This window comes from Kitasatospora sp. SUK 42, from assembly GCF_015776785.2.
GTDB lineage: Bacteria > Actinomycetota > Actinomycetes > Streptomycetales > Streptomycetaceae > Kitasatospora.
The window spans coordinates 245,148-261,664 of record NZ_LFMD02000003.1; the positions used below are offsets into that span (position 1 = coordinate 245,148).

Consider the following 16,517-nt stretch of genomic DNA (forward strand, 5'->3'; position numbering starts at 1 on the left):
GCCCCGGTGCCCCGCGACTCCGGCAACATCAGCGGAAACCTGCACCGCCCCCGGCGCTACCACCGCGGGCTGCAACGCGTCTTCTACACCTCCGCGCTCATCAGCATCCGCAGCTGCGAGGAGTCCCGCCGTTTCTACGAACGCAAGCGCGCCGAAGGCAAGCGACACACCCAGGCTGTCCTTGCCCTGGCCCGCCGCCGCGTCAACGTCCTGTGGGCCCTCATCCGTGACGGACAGTGCTTCCATCGTGGGCTCCCTGTCACAGCGGCTGCTTGACAACAGCATTAGGAGGTGAAGGTCCGCCCCTCCGCCGCGATCCGCTCCAGCAGCGCCGGCGGCGCGAACCGCTCGCCGTAGGCGGCGGCGAGTTCGCGGGCGCGGGCCGCGAAGCCGGCCGGGCCGCCCTCGTAGCCGTTGATGTACTGGAACACGCCGCCCGTCCAGGCCGGGAAGCCGATGCCCAGGATCGAGCCCACGTTGGCGTCGGCGACCGAGGTCAGCACGCCCTCCTCCAGGCAGCGCACCGAGTCCAGCGCCTCGCTGAACAGCATCCGCTCCTTGAGGTCCTCGAACGGGACGTCGGCCGGGTCCGCGCCGTCGGCCTGCGGGAAGTGCTCCAGCAGTCCGGGCCAGAGCCGGCCGCGGCGGCCGTCCTCGCCGTACTCGTAGAAGCCCGCGCCGCCGCTGCGCCCGGGGCGGCCGAACTCGTCGACCATCCGGTCGATCACCGCGTCCGCCGGGTGCGGCGTCCAGCTGCCGCCGGCGGCCTCGACCGAGCGCCGGTACTCGTCGCGGATCTTGCGCGGCAGGGTGAGGGTGAGCTCGTCCATCAGGGAGAGCACCTTGGCGGGGTAGCCGGCCTGGGCGGCGGCCTGCTCGACGGAGGCGGGGTGGATGCCCTCGCCGACCATGGCGACGCCTTCGTTGATGAACTGGCCGATCACCCGGGAGGTGAAGAAGCCGCGCGAGTCGTTGACCACGATCGGGGTCTTGTCGATCTGCCGGACCAGGTCGAAGGCACGGGCGAGCGTCTCGTCGCCGGTCTGCGGGCCCCGGATGATCTCGACGAGGCGCATCTTGTCGACCGGCGAGAAGAAGTGCAGGCCGATGAAGTCGCCGGTGCGCTGGACGCCTTCGGCGAGCAGGCCGATCGGCAGGGTGGAGGTGTTGGAGCAGAGCAGCGCGTCGGGCGCGACGACGCCCTCGATCTCCTGGAACACCTTGTGCTTGAGCTCGGTGTTCTCGAAGACGGCCTCGATGACCGCGTCGCAGCCGGCCAGGTCGGCGGCCTCGGCGGTGGGGGTGATCCGGGCGAGCAGGGCGTCGCGCTTGGCCTCGGTGGAGCGGCCGCGGGCGATGGCCTTGTTCAACAGCCCCTCGGAGTAGGCCTTTCCGCGCTCGGCGGCCTCGGCGCTCACGTCCTTGAGCACGACGTCGATGCCGGCCTTGGCGCAGGCGTAGGCGATGCCGGCGCCCATCATCCCGGCGCCGAGCACGGCGACCTTGCGGACCTGCCGCTTCTCGACGTCCTTGGGGCGCCCGGCACCGGAGTTGACCGCCTGCATGTCGAAGAACAGCGCCTGGATCATGTTCTTGCTGGTCTGCCCGCAGGCCAGCTCGGTGAAGTAGCGGGCCTCGATCACCATCGCGGTGTCGACGTCGACCTGGGCGCTCTCCACCGCGGCGGCCAGCACGTTGCGCGGGGCCGGGTAGGGCGCGCCGTTCAGCTGCTTGCGCAGGTTGGCCGGGAAGGCGGGCAGGTTGGCGGCGAAGGCGGGGGTGGCGGGGGTGCCGCCGGGGATCTTGTGGCCCTTGACGTCCCAGGGCTGGACGGCGGTCGGGTTGGCCTCGATCCAGGCCTTCGCCCTGGCCGTCAACTCCTCCGGGGTGTCGACCAGTTCGTGCACCAGCCCGTGCTCCAGCGCCTGCGCGGGCCGGTACTGGCGGCCTTCCAGCAGGAACTTCAGCAGGGCGTCCGTGATGCCGAACAGCCGCACCGTGCGGACCACCCCGCCGCCGCCCGGCAGCAGGCCGAGGGTGACCTCGGGCAGGCCGAGCCGGCTGGCGGGGGTGTTCAGGGCGATCCGGTGGTGGCAGGCGAGGGCGATCTCCAGGCCGCCGCCGAGGGCGCTGCCGTTGACGGCGGCGACGACGGGCTTGCCGAGGGTCTCCAGCCTGCGCAGGGAGCGCTTGATCCGCATGGACTTCTCGAAGACGGCCTCGGCGTCCTCGGGGCGGGCCGCGGAGAGCATCCGCAGGTCGCCGCCGGCGAAGAAGGTCTTCTTGCCGGAGGTGATCACCACGCCGCGCAGCGCGTCCCCGAGGGCGGCCAGGCGCTCGACGACGGCCTCGAAGTCGGCGGTGAAGGCCTCGTTCATGGTGTTGACGGACTGGGTGGGGTCGTCGAGGACGAGGGTGACCACGCCGTCCTGGTCCTGCTCCCAGCGGATGGTGGTGGTGTCGCTCATGGGTTCAAGGTCTCCAGGTCTACCGGGGAGGGAGGGAGTCAGACGCGCTCGACGACGGTGGCGATGCCCATGCCGCCGCCCACGCAGAGGGTGATCAGGCCGTAGCGCAGGTCGCGCCGCTCCAGCTCGTCGATCACGGTGCCGAGCAGCATCGCGCCGGTGGCGCCGAGCGGGTGGCCGAGGGCGATCGCGCCGCCGTTGACGTTCACCTGGTCGTGGCGGAAGCCGAGTTCGCGGATGAAGCGCAGCGCGACCGCCGCGAAGGCCTCGTTGATCTCCACCAGGTCGATGTCGGCGGCGGTCAGCCCGGCCTTGGCGAGCGCCTTGCGGGTGGCCGGGGCGGGGCCGGTGAGCATGATGGTCGGCTCGGAGCCGGAGACGGCGGCGGAGACGATCCGGGCGCGCGGGCGCAGCCCGTACCGCTCGCCGACCTCACGGTTGCCGATGGCGACGAGGGCGGCGCCGTCCACGATGCCGGAGGAGTTGCCCGCGTGGTGGACGTGGTCGATGGCCTCCACCCAGTGGTACTTCTGGAGGGCGACGGCGTCGAAGCCGCCGGCCTCGCCGATGGCGGCGAAGGAGGGCTTGAGGCCGGCCAGGGTCTCGACGGTGGTGCCGGGGCGGATGAACTCGTCGCGCTCCAGCACGACCAGGCCGTTGCGGTCGCGCACCGGGACCACCGAGCGGTCGAACAGGCCGTCCGCCTGGGCCTTGGCGGCGCGGGCCTGGGACTCGGCGGCGAAGGCGTCCACGTCGGTGCGGGAGTAGCCCTCGATGGTGGCGATGAGGTCGGCGCCGATGCCCTGGGGGGCGAAGTTGGTCTCGTACGCGGTCATCGGGTCGGCGAACCAGGCGCCGCCGTCGGAGGCCATCTTCACCCGGGACATCGACTCCACGCCGCCGGCCAGGATCAGGTCCTCCCAGCCCGAACGGACCTTGGCGGCGGCCAGGTTGACGGCCTCCAGTCCGGAGGCGCAGAAGCGGTTCTCCTGGACGCCGGCCACGGTGTCGGGCAGGCCCGCCGCGATGGCGGCGATCCGGGCGATGTCGGAGCCCTGGTCGCCGACCGGGCTGACCACGCCGAGCACGATGTCGTCGATCGCGGCCGGGTCCAACTCGGGGTAGCGGCGGCGCAGTTCGTGGATCAGGCCGACGACGAGGTCGATCGGCTTGGTGCCGTGCAGCGAGCCGGTGGCCTTGCCGCGGCCGCGCGGGGTGCGGATCGCGTCGTAGACGTACGCTTCGGTGGTCACGATGGAAACGCCTTTCAGCGGGATTTCGGAGCAGGGAGCGAGCAGGGGGGCGAGCAGAGGCGAACGGCGGCTCGAACGGGGGTTCAGCCGAGGATGGAGCGGCCGACGATCTCCTTCATGATCTCGGTGGTGCCGCCGTAGATGGTCTGGATGCGGCCGTCGGTGAACGCCCGCGCGACCGGGAACTCGCTCATGTACCCGTAGCCTCCGTGCAGTTGGAGGCAGCGGTCGGCGGTGCGCTTCTGCAGTTCGGTGGCCCACCACTTGGCCATCGAGGCGTCGGCGGGGGTGAGCGCGTAGCGGTTGTGCTCGGTGATGCAGCGGTCGACGAAGGTCCGGGTGATCGCGCACTCGGTGGCCAGTTCGGCGATCTCGAAGCGGACGTGCTGGAGCCTGGCCAGCGGACGGCCGAAGGCCTCGCGCTGCTTGACGTAGTCGGTGGTGATCTCGACCAGGTACTCGGCGCCGGCGATCGCCGCGGCCGCGATGGTGAGCCGCTCCTGGGCGAGGTTCTGCATCAGGTGGACGAAGCCGCCGTTGAGCTCGCCGAGCAGGTTCTCCTTCGGCACCCGGACGTCCTCGAAGAACAACTCGGCGGTGTCCTGGGCCTTCTGGCCGATCTTGTCGAGGTTGCGGCCGCGCTCGAAGCCGGGGGTGCCGCGCTCGACGGCCAGCAGGCTCAGCCCGTGCGCGCCGCCTTCGGGGGTGGTGCGGGCGACCACGATCACCAGGTCGGCGAGGATGCCGTTGGAGATGAAGGTCTTGGCTCCGTTGAGCAGGTAGTGGTCGCCCCGGTCGTACGCCTGGGTGCGGATGCCCTGCAGGTCGGAGCCGGTGCCGGGCTCGGTCATCGCGATCGCGGTGATCAGCTCGCCGCTGCAGAAGCCGGGCAGCCAGCGGCGCTTCTGCTCCTCGGTGGCGAGCGAGGTGAGGTAGGGGCCGATGATGTCGTTGTGCAGACCGATCGCCAGCCCGGAGGCGCCGGCCCGGGCGAACTCCTCGGCCAGCACGGCGGCGTAGCGGAAGTCCGGGGCGCCGCCACCGCCGTACTCCTCGGGGACGGCGATGCCGAGCAGCCCCTGACGGCCGGCCGCGAGCCAGACGGAGCGGTCGACGATGCCGGCCTTCTCCCAGCGGTCGTAGTGCGGCAGCACCTCCTTGGCGAGGAAGGCCTTCACGGTGGCCCGGAAGTCCTCGTGCTGCTCGGTGAAGATCTCGCGCTGCAACGCTACTCTCCTTGATCTGCTGTGGAGTCGGGAGCCCACTGGTCGAGCGCCGGTACGCCCCAGTCCCGGGCGACCTCGGCGGTGTCGGCGCCCGGCCGGGCGGGCGGGCGGCGCAGCGCGCCGGGGGTCGCGGAGAAGCGCGGGGCGGGGGCGGGCTGGGTGATGCCGCCCGCCTCCACGTACGTCCCGCGCGCCGACAGGTGTTCGTCCACGGCAGACTGACGCATCGTCAGCACCGGTTCCACGCAGGCGTCCGAACCGGCGAAGACGCCCTCCCACTCCGCCCGCGTCCGGGTGGCGAAGCGCGCGGCGATCAGGGCGCGCAGTTCGGGCCAGCGGGCGGGGTCGTACTGGTCGGGCGCGTCCGGGCCGAGCTCCAGCAGGCGGGCGAACTCGGCGTAGAAGCGGGGCTCCAGCGCGCCCACCGCGAGGTGTCCGCCGTCGGCCGCCCGGTAGATCGCGTAGAACGGCGCGCCGCCGTCCAGCAGGTTGACGCCCCGCCTGTCCTGCCAGTGGCCGGCCGCGAGCAGCCCCCACAGCATGCCGCCGAGGTGTGCGGCGCCGTCCACGATCGCGGCGTCGACCACCTGGCCCTCGCCGGTGGTCCGGGCGTGGTGCAGCCCGGCGAGCAGGCCGACGACCAGGTAGAGCGAGCCGCCCGCGTAGTCGCCGAGCAGGTTGGCCGGGATGCCGGGTGGCTCGTCCGCGCCCCCGGCGCCCGCGACCAGGCCGAGCACCCCGGCCACCGCCGCGTACCCGAGGTCGTGCCCGGCGGTGGCGGAGCGCGGGCCCTGCTGGCCCCAGCCGGTCATCCGGCCGTACACCAGCGCCGGGTTGCGCGCCAGACAGGCCCCGGGCCCGACCCCGAGCCGCTCGGCCACGCCCGGCCGATAGCCCTCGATCAGCAGGTCGGCCCGTTCGACCAGGTCCAGCACCCGCCCGGGCCCCTCGGGCGACTTGAGGTCGATCAGGACCGACCGCTTGTTCCGGTTGGAGAGGTCGTACGCCGGGTCCGTCCCGAGCGGCGAGGGCTCCGGGCGGTCCACCCGCACCACGTCCGCACCGAGGTCGCCCAGCAGCATCGCCGCGAACGGCCCCGGCCCGATCCCGGCGAGCTCGACGACCCGCACACCCGCCAACGGCCCACTCGCCACCGGCGCACCGCTCGTGTCACGCACTGGCTGCTGAACCCTTTCCGATGGGTTTGACAGTAAAGCTGTAACACTCGCGATGATAGGGAAGCGACCGGCCGGTAACAAGACCTCGCACCCCGCGCCGAGTCGCCAAATCCCCCTTGACCAGCCCTTGGTGAACCCGGTCACTCCCCGCACACCCGGCACCACGGGTGGTGCGTCGGTGCACTGACGGCAGCCCCCTGTAAGGTCGTCACACTGCGGAGGGGGGAACTTCCGCTGCGCCGAATGGGGAGGATCGCGCACACATGGCCAGCCCGTACTTCACTACCGGACCGGTCGCGCCGGCCACGGACCCGACGCCGAGCACCACCAAGAAGTCTCCGTACGCCGATCCGGCTCCGCCGTACGGTGGCAGCCCCGTGCCACTCATCCCGCCTCCCCTGGCCACCACCCAGTTGGACACTCCTCACGAGCTCAACGCCTCGGCCGGGATAGCCCGGCAGATCGCCACCGACCTCGACAACGCCAACGGCAAGGCCGGCCCCGGCGCGCACAGCCTCACCGAGTACGCGAGCACCGCGTCGACCAGGATCCGCGGCTTCTCCTTCGGCGGCGCCCTCACCAGCAGCACCGAGCGGTGGATGCAGCAGTGCAAGACCCTGCACGACAAGCTCGGCAACGCCGCCGGCAACCTCGACAAGACCCAGCGGTTCTACGGCGCCAACGAGGCCAAGACCGCCGCCGACCTCAACGCGGCCCGCTAGTCAGGGCAGGGGAACAGACAGATGGTGTCCTTCAAGGAACTGCACGAGGCCGACTTCTCCGCGGTCAGCGACGCCGCCGAGGCCTGGTCCGGCGTCGCCAAGGCCCTCACCTCCCTGGACGGCAGGGTCGCCAAGGACCTCACCAACACCGCACAGCGGGCCGGCTGGAAAGGCGTGGCCGCCGACGAGGCGACCAAGGCGCTGCAGGGCATCGACGGCGACTTCAAGCAGGCTTCGGCCGTCGCCACCGCCCTCGCCGCGATCATGAAGACCGCCGCCGAGGACTTCGCCGCCGCCCGCCGCGACCTCGACGCGGCGCTCCACGACGCGCAGGCCGAGGACCTGACCGTCTCCGCGGACGGCACGGTCAGCTGGACGCTGCCGAAGGGGGCCAGGAACGACACCGACGGCGAGGTACTGGCACGGGACCTGGCCGCCAAGTCCAAGGCCATCTCGGACCGCCTGAGCAAGGCCGTCGAGAAGGCCACCGCGGCCGACCAGCGGGCCACCCTCCACCTCCAGACCGACATCGGCACCAGCAACACCGCCTTCAACCCCACCCCGGGCGGCACCGGTCCGGTCACCGACGCCAAGCGGGCCACCGAGCTGATGTCCACGGTCGGCGGCCTGACCGACGACCAGCTCAAGGAGCTGGAGACTCTGCTGGCCGCCAACGCGGAGAACAAGGACTTCTCCACCACGCTGCTCAACGGCCTCAAGTACGGGGCCAAGTCGGGCCCGGAGGCCTTCCTGGAGTACACCAAGATCCTGGACGGCCTCGCCCACGGCAAGCACAACGCCAAGGGCTATCAGGACGTCTACGGCGACCTGTCCGTGGTCCTCGCCACCGCCACCCGCGACGGTGGCATGGGCAAGGACTGGGAGTCCGACCTCTTCGCGGCCGCCCGTCGTCCCACCCCCGGGGCAGTGGGGTTGAACGACAACTACCCGGCGCTCACCGCACTCATGGCGGCGAAGGGAACGTTCGACAAGGCCTTCGTGCGCAGGGTCGGAACCGACCTGCTGGACTACGAGGCCTCCACCAAGCTCAAGGGCGATGACCTGTGGGGCCCGCAGTTCTCCTACGACCCCCGCAACGGTGACCCGCTGGCCCCGCTGCTGAGGATGATGAAGGGCGACCGGGACACGGCCCAGGCGTTCCTCGACCCCAGCCAGAACAAGAACCTCGTCCACCTGCTCAAGGACCGCGACTGGCTCGATGAGGACCAGGAGCGCAAGCTCCCCACGGACGTCCTGCGCGACACCTCCCACAAGCTGTTCGCCGACATGCTGGAGGACGCCACGACCAGCCACGGCCCCGCCAAGAACCAGCACCCGGCTCCGCACGATCAGGTCGGCGTGCGGATCATGGACGAGACGCTCAAGACCCTCGGTGGAAGCGACCCCAAGGACACCACGGTGGCGGAGGTCCTCCGCAAGCCGGTGGCCAGGATGCTCGCCGACTACGCCCCGGACATGCACGAGATCCTCAGCAAGGACCTGCAGCACCCGTCCCAGCCGAACGGGCTGACCGCCAAGCCGGAGCAACTGCTGCGCGTGATCCGTGGCGCCCTGGACGACCCGGACACGTTCCAGATCATCCACCAGGCCGAGACCAAGGAGATCGCCCGCCGCCTCGACGAGTACGGACCGGAGGCCTTCCAACCCGATGGCACGAGGCGCCCGAACTACAAGTTGGAGGCCTTCACGAAGGAGTCCGCCCAGGCGCTCGGTGGTCTCGACGCGGCGTTCGCCAAGGCGGCCACCGACCACGCGGACGAGAGGAAGGCGGGCCTCGACTGGCAACAGAGGATGCTCTACCACGAGGCCGGGACGCCGGTGGGCCTTCTACCGGTCGTCTCGAAGGTATTGCCGCTGGGCGACATGGCACAGCGCCTCGTCGACATCGGCACCGCCGATTACACCAATGCCGCCAAGGACAGCGTCGACGTAGGCACCGCAGCTGATGTGAGTTCCAAGTTCTCGGCGGGGCGCATCCAGTTGGAAGGGATGCTCAAAGAAAAGGCGGGCCAATACGGTGTCGGCTGGGACAGCGCTGACACCGGCTCCGTTCCGAACCTGCTGCAGCACGATGCGAGCGAGTTCTACAACAACGGAATCAACACCACCTACCACAGCGCGTTCGGCAAGGCGTGAGGGCCGTGAAGATCAACGACAACGAAGACTCGGGCACTCCCGCCGGCCTCGCCGAACGCACCTCCGCCACACGCGCCCGGAAGAGGCGGTTGGTGGTGGTGACGCTGGCACTCTCCCTCATCCTGGCCGGGGCGACAGGGTTCGCTGCGTACCGGCTGACGAACGTCGGCGGGCCGGGCAGCGTGTGCGACGGGGCCGCCACGGCGGACCAGGTGCACGACGCGGCGGGGCCCGGGCGGATCAGTGAGTACAAGAGCGGATTCTACGATCGGACCGGGGTCTCCACCGGGAACACCTGCATCGCCACGGTCACCTCAGGCCTGTTCGAGACCAGCAAGAAGGAGGTGTGGTTCACCGTCAGGCCCAACCAGGAGGGCCCTCGTGAGTTCGCCGCGGGGAACGCCCGGCTGTTCTCCGGCGGTTCGGCCGGCGCGGTGACCCCCGACCTGGCGTGGGCCCTGCTTCCCGAAGGATGCCCGAAGGGCCTGCGCGCCGAGGTGCGCACCCACGTGGAGGGGCACGACGAGGCCAGGGCCAGGCTGGCCGTCGCCTTCGCCAACGGGGCAGCCAGGAACCGCTCCTGCGCGGACCACGTGCTCCCCGCACCGACGAGCCTCTCCGCGAGGGGCGCCGAGACGGACCCGGACTGGAACAACCTCTGCGGCCTGCCCGGGCTCGCACCCGCGAAGGACCCGAACGCCCAGTGGGCGTACCGGCAGCAGGTCACCACCGCGTTCGACCCGATCTGGACCTGCACGATCAGCGGGCCGAACAAGCTCGGCCTGCCGCAGATCCTCGCGATCACCACCGAGCCGCGGGCCGCCACCGCGACCCCCCACCCCGACGCGGACCCGTACGGGCGGGCGAAGTTGGTCGCCCGGGGCACGTACGCCGCAACCTGTCAGGGCCGGGAGGTCTACTTCACCATCGACGGCGGCCACGAAGCGGCCCTCGCCGGCGGCCGCGGGGACTACCTGTTCTCCGATCAGAAGGACCTCGTACGCCAGTTCCTCACCGCCGGCGGCAAGGCGATCGGCTGCGAGCCGATCCTCTGAGGGAGCAGCGGACTGTGGAAACCAAGGACGACGACAAGCCCGGCGACTCCGCTGCGGGCCCTGCCGGACGCATCAGTGCGGCACTCGATCGGCGCGGGTTCACCACCCGCGCCCTGCGCGTACGGGCCTGGATCGCGGCAGCCGTGGTGGTGGCGACGGCGGTCGGCCTGGCGATCGGCGGGTGGGTGCTGCTGAGGGACGACATGACCAACGACTACGGCCCGAAGAGCGTGTGCGACGGCGTGGTGAACTCACGAGCGGTGAACGACGTGCTCGGGTCGGGCAAGGTCAGCGCGGAGCCGTACGAGGGGAACGTGAGCCGCGGCACGGCGGTGTGCGCCGTGACGGTGGCCGGCGGGATGTTCGGCGACGACCGGACCGTCATGGTGTCCCTCGACCAGAGCAAGGACGTCTTCCACCTCCCGTTCACCCCCGGCGCCCGGACGTTCGCCGCCTCGGCGAACGGCGGCGCGGTCGGCGCCGTCCGTGGCTCGGAGGCGTGGGCGCTGCTCCCCGAGGGCTGTCCCAACGGGCTGTGGGCCCGGGTCACCGTGTACGACAAGAAGCAGCCCGACGCCCTGAAGTTCGCCCGGCTCGCCGTGTCAACGGCCGACCGCATCGCGGACCGGCGCGGCTGCGGCAGGGCGCCGCTGCCCACCCTGCGCGAGCTGACCCCGGCCGCCGCCGAGCGGGAGCTCGACGGCGACGCCGTCTGCGGCCTGCCGGGGATCACCGTCCAGCGCGCGCCCGGCAAGCGGTACAAGGAGGCCGTGACCGCCGGGTCCGATCCACTGTGGACCTGCGAGATCACGCCGGAGGGTGATCACGAGGGCACCTCCTCCCTCGTCATCGCCACCGAGCCCCGGCTCCGGTTGGACGCCACCGACCGGGACACCTCGCCGGCGTTCGGCCGCGCGCGCTGGGTTGGTCCCATCCCGCGGGACGAGATCGTGGTGACCTGCCACGATCGACCCGTCTATTTCCGGATCCGCACGATCAGGCAGCTCGGATACCTGTTCGACACCTCCGACGAGACCTGGAAGCAGTTCCTCGCCGCCGGGGGCAAGGCGATCGGGTGTGAGCCGATCCTGTAGGAAATCGGGCGGGCGGTTGGTGGCGTAATGGTCTATTGTGCGATCGACCTATTACGCATGATACGGGGGAAGCGCCATGACCACTGTCCACCGCAGCGCTCGCGCGATCGTTGCCGTCTCCGAGCGGCTGGTGCTCACGCGGCCGCAAGAGGGTGATGTGGAGGCGGTGTTCGCCGTCCACGGGGATCCGGAGACCAACCGGTACAACCCGCACGGGCCGCAGCGGGACCTCGCGCAGGCGCGGGAGATGCTGGACGGGTTCGTCGCCGACTGGGTGCGGGACGGGGTGGGGTACTGCGCCGTGGCGACGCGGGAGGAGCCGGAGGTGGTCATCGGGTTCGCCGGGCTCTGTCTGTACACGCTGGACGGGGAGCAGGTGTTCAACCTCTACTACCGGTTCCGTCCGTCCGCCTGGGGCGCGGGGTACGCGGCGGAGGCGGCGCGGGCGGCGATGGCCGAGGCGCTGCCCCGGTTCCCCGGGGTTCCGGTGACCGCGCTCATCCGGGCGGACAACCTGCCCTCCCGCAGGCTCGCCGGGCGGCTCGGGCTGGTGGCGGACCCGGACGGGCGGGTCGACGACGAGGAGCGGGTGATCCACCGCATGGCGTGAGCCGGGGATCCCCCGGCCAGAGACCCCCGGCCGGAAATCCCCCACCAGGGGGAGGGGGATCGCGCCCCGGGCGGAGGACCGGGCCCGGGGCGCGGCGGGACCGTGGAGGGCATGAGGATCGACGAAGGCGCGGTGCGCGCTGGAGCGGCCTGGACCGCCGTGGCGGCGACGGTGCCGTATCTGACGCTCAAACTCCTGTGGCTGACCGGGCACCCCGTGGGGGCGGGCGACCCCGGCGAGCTGGACCGGCTCTGGCTGGTCAACCTGCTCACCTTCGGCATGGACGCCATCGCGGTGGCCCTCGCGCTGGCCTTCGTACGGCCATGGGGGCGGCGGGCGCCGGCCGGGCTGGTGGCGTTCCCGATGTGGGTGGCGACCGGGCTGCTCGGCACCGTCCTGGTCGCGCTGCCGCCGCTCCTGCTGGGCACCCTGCTGGTAGGGCCGGAGCACGGCGACCGGCACGACGACGGCAAGGGCCTCGACGGCTGGATCTTCCTGCTCGTGTACGGCGGGTTCGCGGTGCAGGGCCTGGCGCTGATCACCGCCTTCGTGCTGTACGCCCGGCGGCGCTGGGCCGGGCTGTTCCGCGAGAGGATCGGCGACCTGCCGCGCTCCCCCACCCTGGCCGTGCAGCGCGGCCTCGGCTGCGCCGCGGCGCTGCTGGGCCTCGGGGTCGCGGCGGCCCGGGTGTACTGGGCGGCGGGCGGCGCGGTCGGGCTGCCGGTCGCGCTGGCACAGGAGCGGGCCGTGGGCACGGCGGTGATGAACGCGGTGATCGCGGTGATGGCCGTGGCCGCTCCGGCGGCGCTGCTGGTGCCGGTGTTCCGGATCCGGCCGGGGCGGCGGCTGCTCGGGCCGCTGCTGGTGGCCTGGACGGCGGCCGGTTCGCTGTTCGGCTGGGGCTGCTGGCAGACGGTGGCTTTCGGCGCGACCGCGACCAGGGTGACCGACCTGCGGACGGCGGTGCCCGGGCTGCTGACCCTGGTGCAGACCGCCCAGGTGGTGGCCGGGGTGCTGGTGCTGGCGGTCGGCGCGGTGGCACTGACCGAACGAGCGGCCTCCGAGCGGGCGGCCTTCGGACGGGCGGCCCTTCCGGGCACCCCTGACGTAGAGTCACCCAGATGAACACGGGGGCGGGAGGCCGGCTGCGGCGGACGGCGGGGGTGTTGCTCGGGCGGCGGGCCCGGCTGCGCTGGGTGCACCTGGTGCTGGGCGGCGCGCTGCTGATGCCGTACTGGCTGCTGTCGGTGGTGATGCTCGGGGCGCTCAACCCGGCCCAGGGGCACGCCCGGCAGGTGGAGATGCAGTTCCTCTCGCTGTTCCTCTCACTGCCGATGGCGGCCGTCACCGCCCTGGTGCCGACCGTCCGGGGGCTGGAGGGCTCGGCCGCACGGGCGCTGTGCGCGGTGGACCGGCCGGAGGATCTGGCCTCGGGGCCGGCCCGCGGGTGGGCGGCCCGATGGCGCACCGCGCTCTGGTTCGTGCTGCACGTGTTCCTCGGCGGGGTGGTCGCCGGGACGACGCTGGCCGGGGTGCCGTTCGCGGTGGTGCTGCTGTTCAGCTTCGGCGGGGCCCAGGACCTCATCCGGTTCTGGGAGGACCGTTTCCCCTACTGGATGCTGACCGGCCCCACGCTCGGCCTCGCCGTCCTGCTCCTGATCCTCACCGCCAACGCCGCCTGCGGCGCCCTGCTGGCCCGTTGGGCGCCCGCGCTGCTCGGCCCGACCCCGGAGGAGCGGCTGGCCGCCGCCGAGCGCCGGGCCACCATGCTCGCCCAGCGCAACCGGCTGGCCCGCGAACTGCACGACTCGGTCGGGCACGCGCTCAGCGCGGTCGGCATCCAGGCCTCGGCGGCCGCCCGGGTGCTGCGCACCGACCCGGACTTCGCAGCCGAGGCGCTGCGGGCGATCGAGGAGACCGCGCGGTCGGCCGTCGCCGAACTGGACACCGTGCTCGGGCTACTACGCGAGGAGGACACCGCCGACAACGCCGGACCGGCCGGCCCGACCCTCGCCGGGCTGGACGACCTGTTGCGTCAACTCGCCCGCACCGGCGTGACGGTGGACGCCGAGCTGGCCCCAGGCCTGGGCGCGCTGCCCACCGAGGTCTCCCGCGAGGCGTACCGGATCGTGCAGGAGGGCCTGACCAACGTGCTGCGGCACGCCGGGCGCGCCCCGGCCGGGCTGCGGGTCGCGCTGGACGCGGGCCGGCTGGAGATCGAGCTGACCAACCCGCTCGACCCGGCCGCCCGCCCGAGCCGCCCCGGCGGCGGGCGCGGGCTGCGCGGGATCGGGGAACGCGTGACGGCCCTGCGCGGTGGCAGCACCTCGGGGCCGAACGAGGACGGGACGACGTGGCGGCTGGCCGTCTGGCTGCCGGTGGGAGGGACTGCACGATGAGCACGGGAAACCTGGGTACGGGAAACCTGGGTACGGAAAGCACGAGCACGGAAGGCACGAGCACGGGAAGCACCGGCCGGGACGGCATCCGCGTGGTGATCGCGGACGACGAACGGCTGGTCCGGACGGGCCTGCGGGTGGTGATCGACGCCGAGCCGGACCTCACCGTGGTCGGCGAGGCCGCCGACGGCGCCGAGGTCGTCCCGCTGGTGCGCGAACTGCGCCCGGACGTGGTGCTGATGGACGTCCGGATGCCCGGCATCAACGGGATCCGGGCCACCGAGCAGCTGATCGGCGGGATGGCCGAGCCGCCGAGGATCCTGGTGGTCACCACCTTCGAGCACGACGACCACGTCTACGACGCGCTGCGCGCGGGCGCGGCCGGGTTCCTGCTGAAGCGGGCGCGGGCGGAGGAGATGGTGCAGGCGGTGCGGGTGGTCGCGCGCGGGGACTCGCTGCTCTTCCCGGCGGCCGTGCGCGAGCTCGCGCTGCGGCACGGCGCGGACGGCCGCCGGGCGGCCGCCGCAGACCACGGGCCGATCGGGCGGCTGACCGAGCGGGAGGGGCAGGTGCTGCGGCTGATGGCCGCCGGGCTCAACAACGGCGAGATCGCGCGGCAACTGGTGGTGAGCCAGGAGACGGTGAAGACCCATGTCGGCAGCGTGCTGGCCAAGTTGGGCGCGCGGGACCGCACCCAGGCGGTGATCGCGGCCTACGAGTCGGGGTTCGTCCTGCCGAAGTGACGGCCGTGGCAACGGGCGAATTGACGGCCGGGCGGCGACCCCGGGGCGCTCGCACGCAGGTTCCATGCGGCCGGGACCAGCGAGTAGAGTGCGACCTTCCCCCTCCCAACCGTCCGATACCTCCCGTATCGGCTGAAATGAATTGGCGGCCGCATGACAGTCCGGACCCGTCCCGCGCTGTGGTGGCGCATGGGCATCGTGCTCTCGGCGGGCCTCGGCCTGTCCCTCGGGACCGCGCCACTGGTGTACTTCACCGTGCAGAGCAATGTGATCGTGCTCGGCTACTTCATCGGCGCGGTGTACTGGATGACCAGGCGCGGCACGGTGGACGCGCCCGCGCCCCGGCTGCGCGGCGCCGCCACGCTGTACATACTGATCACCGGGCTGGTCTCGCACATCCTCCTCGAACACGGCGCCAACCCGCTGCCCGGGCTGGTCAGCGGGCCGGACCGGCTCGCGCACTGGTCGTCCTTCTTCCTGCACTACGTCACGCCGGTCATGGTGGTCATCGACTGGCTGGTGCTGAAGCCGCGCAACGCGTCGGCCTGGAAGGACGTACCGCTCTGGCTGGCCTTCCCGCTCGGCTACGCGGCGATCGTGCTCACCCGCAACGCGCTGTTCGACGACTACCCGACGCCGTACCCGTACTTCTTCTTCGACCCGACCACCAAGGGCTACGGCTACGTCTGGGGTCAGATCGCCCTGCTGACCGTCGAGTTCATCGTGCTGGCCGCGCTCGTGGTCGGGCTGGACCGGCTGGGCACGCTGGTCGCGGCGAAGCTGCGGCCCACGCCCAAGGCGTAGCACCACGCGGCGGCCGACGGTTTCCGGACGCCCGGGCCGGAAAACCCGGGGCCCGACAGGGGCTCAGATCCGCCAGGCGCGGATCCGGTCGGCCGCCGCGTACACGTCCGCCCCGCCCTCGGCGATGTCGCGGGCCAGCTCGACCAGCGCCCCGTACGGCGGGTCGATCCCCTCTCCGGCCGCGTGCATGTACGCGGCCGTCGTCATGCAGGCGTACAGGTTGTTGCGCACCGGCAGCGGGCGCAGCAGCACGATGGTGTGCATCAGGGTGGCCGCGCACCAGGCGGGGTCGGCGTCGTGGCCGAGCTGGGCGGTGTTCACCCGGTGCCGGGCGACGGCGGCCTGAAGGGCCGAGTAGTCGCGCACGCTGAGGTCCTCCGGGGAGGCCAGCTCCTGCACGTCGAGCAGCCAGCGCAGGTCGACGTGCAGCAGCATCCCCGCGCCCCACCCGCCGTCGGCGCTCACGCGGCGGGGGCGTCCTCCGGGAACGCGGCGTCGAACTCCGCCTGGTGCGACTTCCAGAACGCCACCGCGTGGTCCACGAACACCCGGCGCTGCTGCTCCCGCACGCTCAGGTCGTGGACGTACGCCTTCACGCTCTTGCCGTCCGCGGCGGCGGCCTCGCGGATCGCGGCGAGCTCGTGCTCCGTGTACTCGATGTTGAGCGCTGGCATGCCGCCGATGGTACTGGAGCGTACGGGAGTTGGGAGCACCACCGACGAAAGTCGGGGGTGGGGCGCATCCATCGGACGACGCCGGGCGGCGGGACCGGCCGTAGCGTCGCCGACGAGGCGGCGGAGCGGTTCCG

16 protein-coding genes are annotated in these 16,517 nt (G+C 72.1%); 10 read left to right on the top strand and 6 right to left on the bottom strand.

Annotated features, from left to right (window positions below):
- The coding region (locus RZ50_RS10720) for a transposase (RefSeq protein ID WP_217680482.1) at window positions 1-276 on the top strand (276 nt) is incomplete at its 5' end.
- Window positions 277-284: 8 nt separating this feature from the next.
- On the opposite strand, the gene RZ50_RS10725 is transcribed toward RZ50_RS10720, so the two are convergent.
- The 4 genes from RZ50_RS10725 to RZ50_RS10740 form a co-directional block, all read right to left on the bottom strand.
- The gene (locus RZ50_RS10725; protein WP_196947297.1) at window positions 285-2,468 is read right to left on the bottom strand and encodes a 3-hydroxyacyl-CoA dehydrogenase NAD-binding domain-containing protein; all 2,184 of its coding nucleotides are present in this window, start codon (window positions 2,466-2,468) and stop codon (window positions 285-287) included.
- Window positions 2,469-2,506: 38 nt separating this feature from the next.
- Complete coding sequence (locus RZ50_RS10730; protein WP_196947296.1) at window positions 2,507-3,721, bottom strand: acetyl-CoA C-acetyltransferase; 1,215 nt, start codon at window positions 3,719-3,721, stop codon at window positions 2,507-2,509.
- Window positions 3,722-3,804: 83 nt separating this feature from the next.
- Entirely contained in the window at window positions 3,805-4,947 is a 1,143-nt protein-coding gene (locus RZ50_RS10735; RefSeq protein WP_196947295.1) for an acyl-CoA dehydrogenase family protein, read from the bottom strand.
- A gap of 2 nt (window positions 4,948-4,949) precedes the next feature.
- Window positions 4,950-6,125 carry a CaiB/BaiF CoA-transferase family protein gene (locus RZ50_RS10740; protein ID WP_308271581.1) on the bottom strand — a complete coding sequence of 392 codons (1,176 nt, stop codon included), beginning with the start codon at window positions 6,123-6,125 and terminating at the stop codon, window positions 4,950-4,952.
- Window positions 6,126-6,388: 263 nt separating this feature from the next.
- Between RZ50_RS10740 and RZ50_RS10745 the strand changes: the two genes are divergently transcribed.
- The 9 genes from RZ50_RS10745 to RZ50_RS10785 all read left to right on the top strand — a co-directional run bounded on the left by RZ50_RS10745 (window position 6,389) and on the right by RZ50_RS10785 (window position 15,709).
- Window positions 6,389-6,847, top strand: coding sequence for a hypothetical protein (locus RZ50_RS10745; RefSeq protein WP_196947294.1), 459 nt, complete (start codon window positions 6,389-6,391; stop codon window positions 6,845-6,847).
- A 21-nt stretch (window positions 6,848-6,868) separates the two neighbouring features.
- Complete coding sequence (locus RZ50_RS10750; protein WP_196947293.1) at window positions 6,869-9,004, top strand: hypothetical protein; 2,136 nt, start codon at window positions 6,869-6,871, stop codon at window positions 9,002-9,004.
- Between the two features lie 5 nt (window positions 9,005-9,009).
- On the top strand, window positions 9,010-10,059 hold the full coding sequence (locus tag RZ50_RS10755; RefSeq protein ID WP_196947292.1) for a hypothetical protein: 1,050 nt from the start codon (window positions 9,010-9,012) through the stop codon (window positions 10,057-10,059).
- A 14-nt stretch (window positions 10,060-10,073) separates the two neighbouring features.
- Window positions 10,074-11,153, top strand: coding sequence for a hypothetical protein (locus RZ50_RS10760; protein ID WP_196947291.1), 1,080 nt, complete (start codon window positions 10,074-10,076; stop codon window positions 11,151-11,153).
- A gap of 76 nt (window positions 11,154-11,229) precedes the next feature.
- Window positions 11,230-11,763, top strand: a complete 534-nt coding sequence (locus tag RZ50_RS10765; RefSeq protein WP_196947290.1) for a GNAT family N-acetyltransferase — start codon at window positions 11,230-11,232, stop codon at window positions 11,761-11,763.
- A gap of 111 nt (window positions 11,764-11,874) precedes the next feature.
- Complete coding sequence (locus RZ50_RS10770) at window positions 11,875-12,888, top strand: hypothetical protein (RefSeq protein WP_196947289.1); 1,014 nt, start codon at window positions 11,875-11,877, stop codon at window positions 12,886-12,888.
- Window positions 12,885-14,162 (top strand): sensor histidine kinase, encoded by a 1,278-nt coding sequence (locus RZ50_RS10775; RefSeq protein WP_196947288.1) that lies wholly within the window; start codon window positions 12,885-12,887, stop codon window positions 14,160-14,162. The genes RZ50_RS10770 and RZ50_RS10775 overlap by 4 nt, the downstream gene beginning before the upstream one ends.
- A gap of 86 nt (window positions 14,163-14,248) precedes the next feature.
- The gene (locus RZ50_RS10780; RefSeq protein WP_308271776.1) at window positions 14,249-14,905 is read left to right on the top strand and encodes a response regulator transcription factor; all 657 of its coding nucleotides are present in this window, start codon (window positions 14,249-14,251) and stop codon (window positions 14,903-14,905) included.
- 153 nt (window positions 14,906-15,058) lie between these two features.
- The gene (locus RZ50_RS10785) at window positions 15,059-15,709 is read left to right on the top strand and encodes a Pr6Pr family membrane protein (protein WP_196947286.1); all 651 of its coding nucleotides are present in this window, start codon (window positions 15,059-15,061) and stop codon (window positions 15,707-15,709) included.
- A gap of 63 nt (window positions 15,710-15,772) precedes the next feature.
- Here the strand turns inward: RZ50_RS10785 and RZ50_RS10790 are convergent, their stop codons facing one another.
- Complete coding sequence (locus tag RZ50_RS10790; protein ID WP_196947300.1) at window positions 15,773-16,144, bottom strand: toxin Doc; 372 nt, start codon at window positions 16,142-16,144, stop codon at window positions 15,773-15,775.
- 26 nt (window positions 16,145-16,170) lie between these two features.
- Window positions 16,171-16,383, bottom strand: coding sequence for a hypothetical protein (locus tag RZ50_RS10795; RefSeq protein ID WP_196947285.1), 213 nt, complete (start codon window positions 16,381-16,383; stop codon window positions 16,171-16,173).
- Window positions 16,384-16,517: the final 134 nt, after the last annotated feature.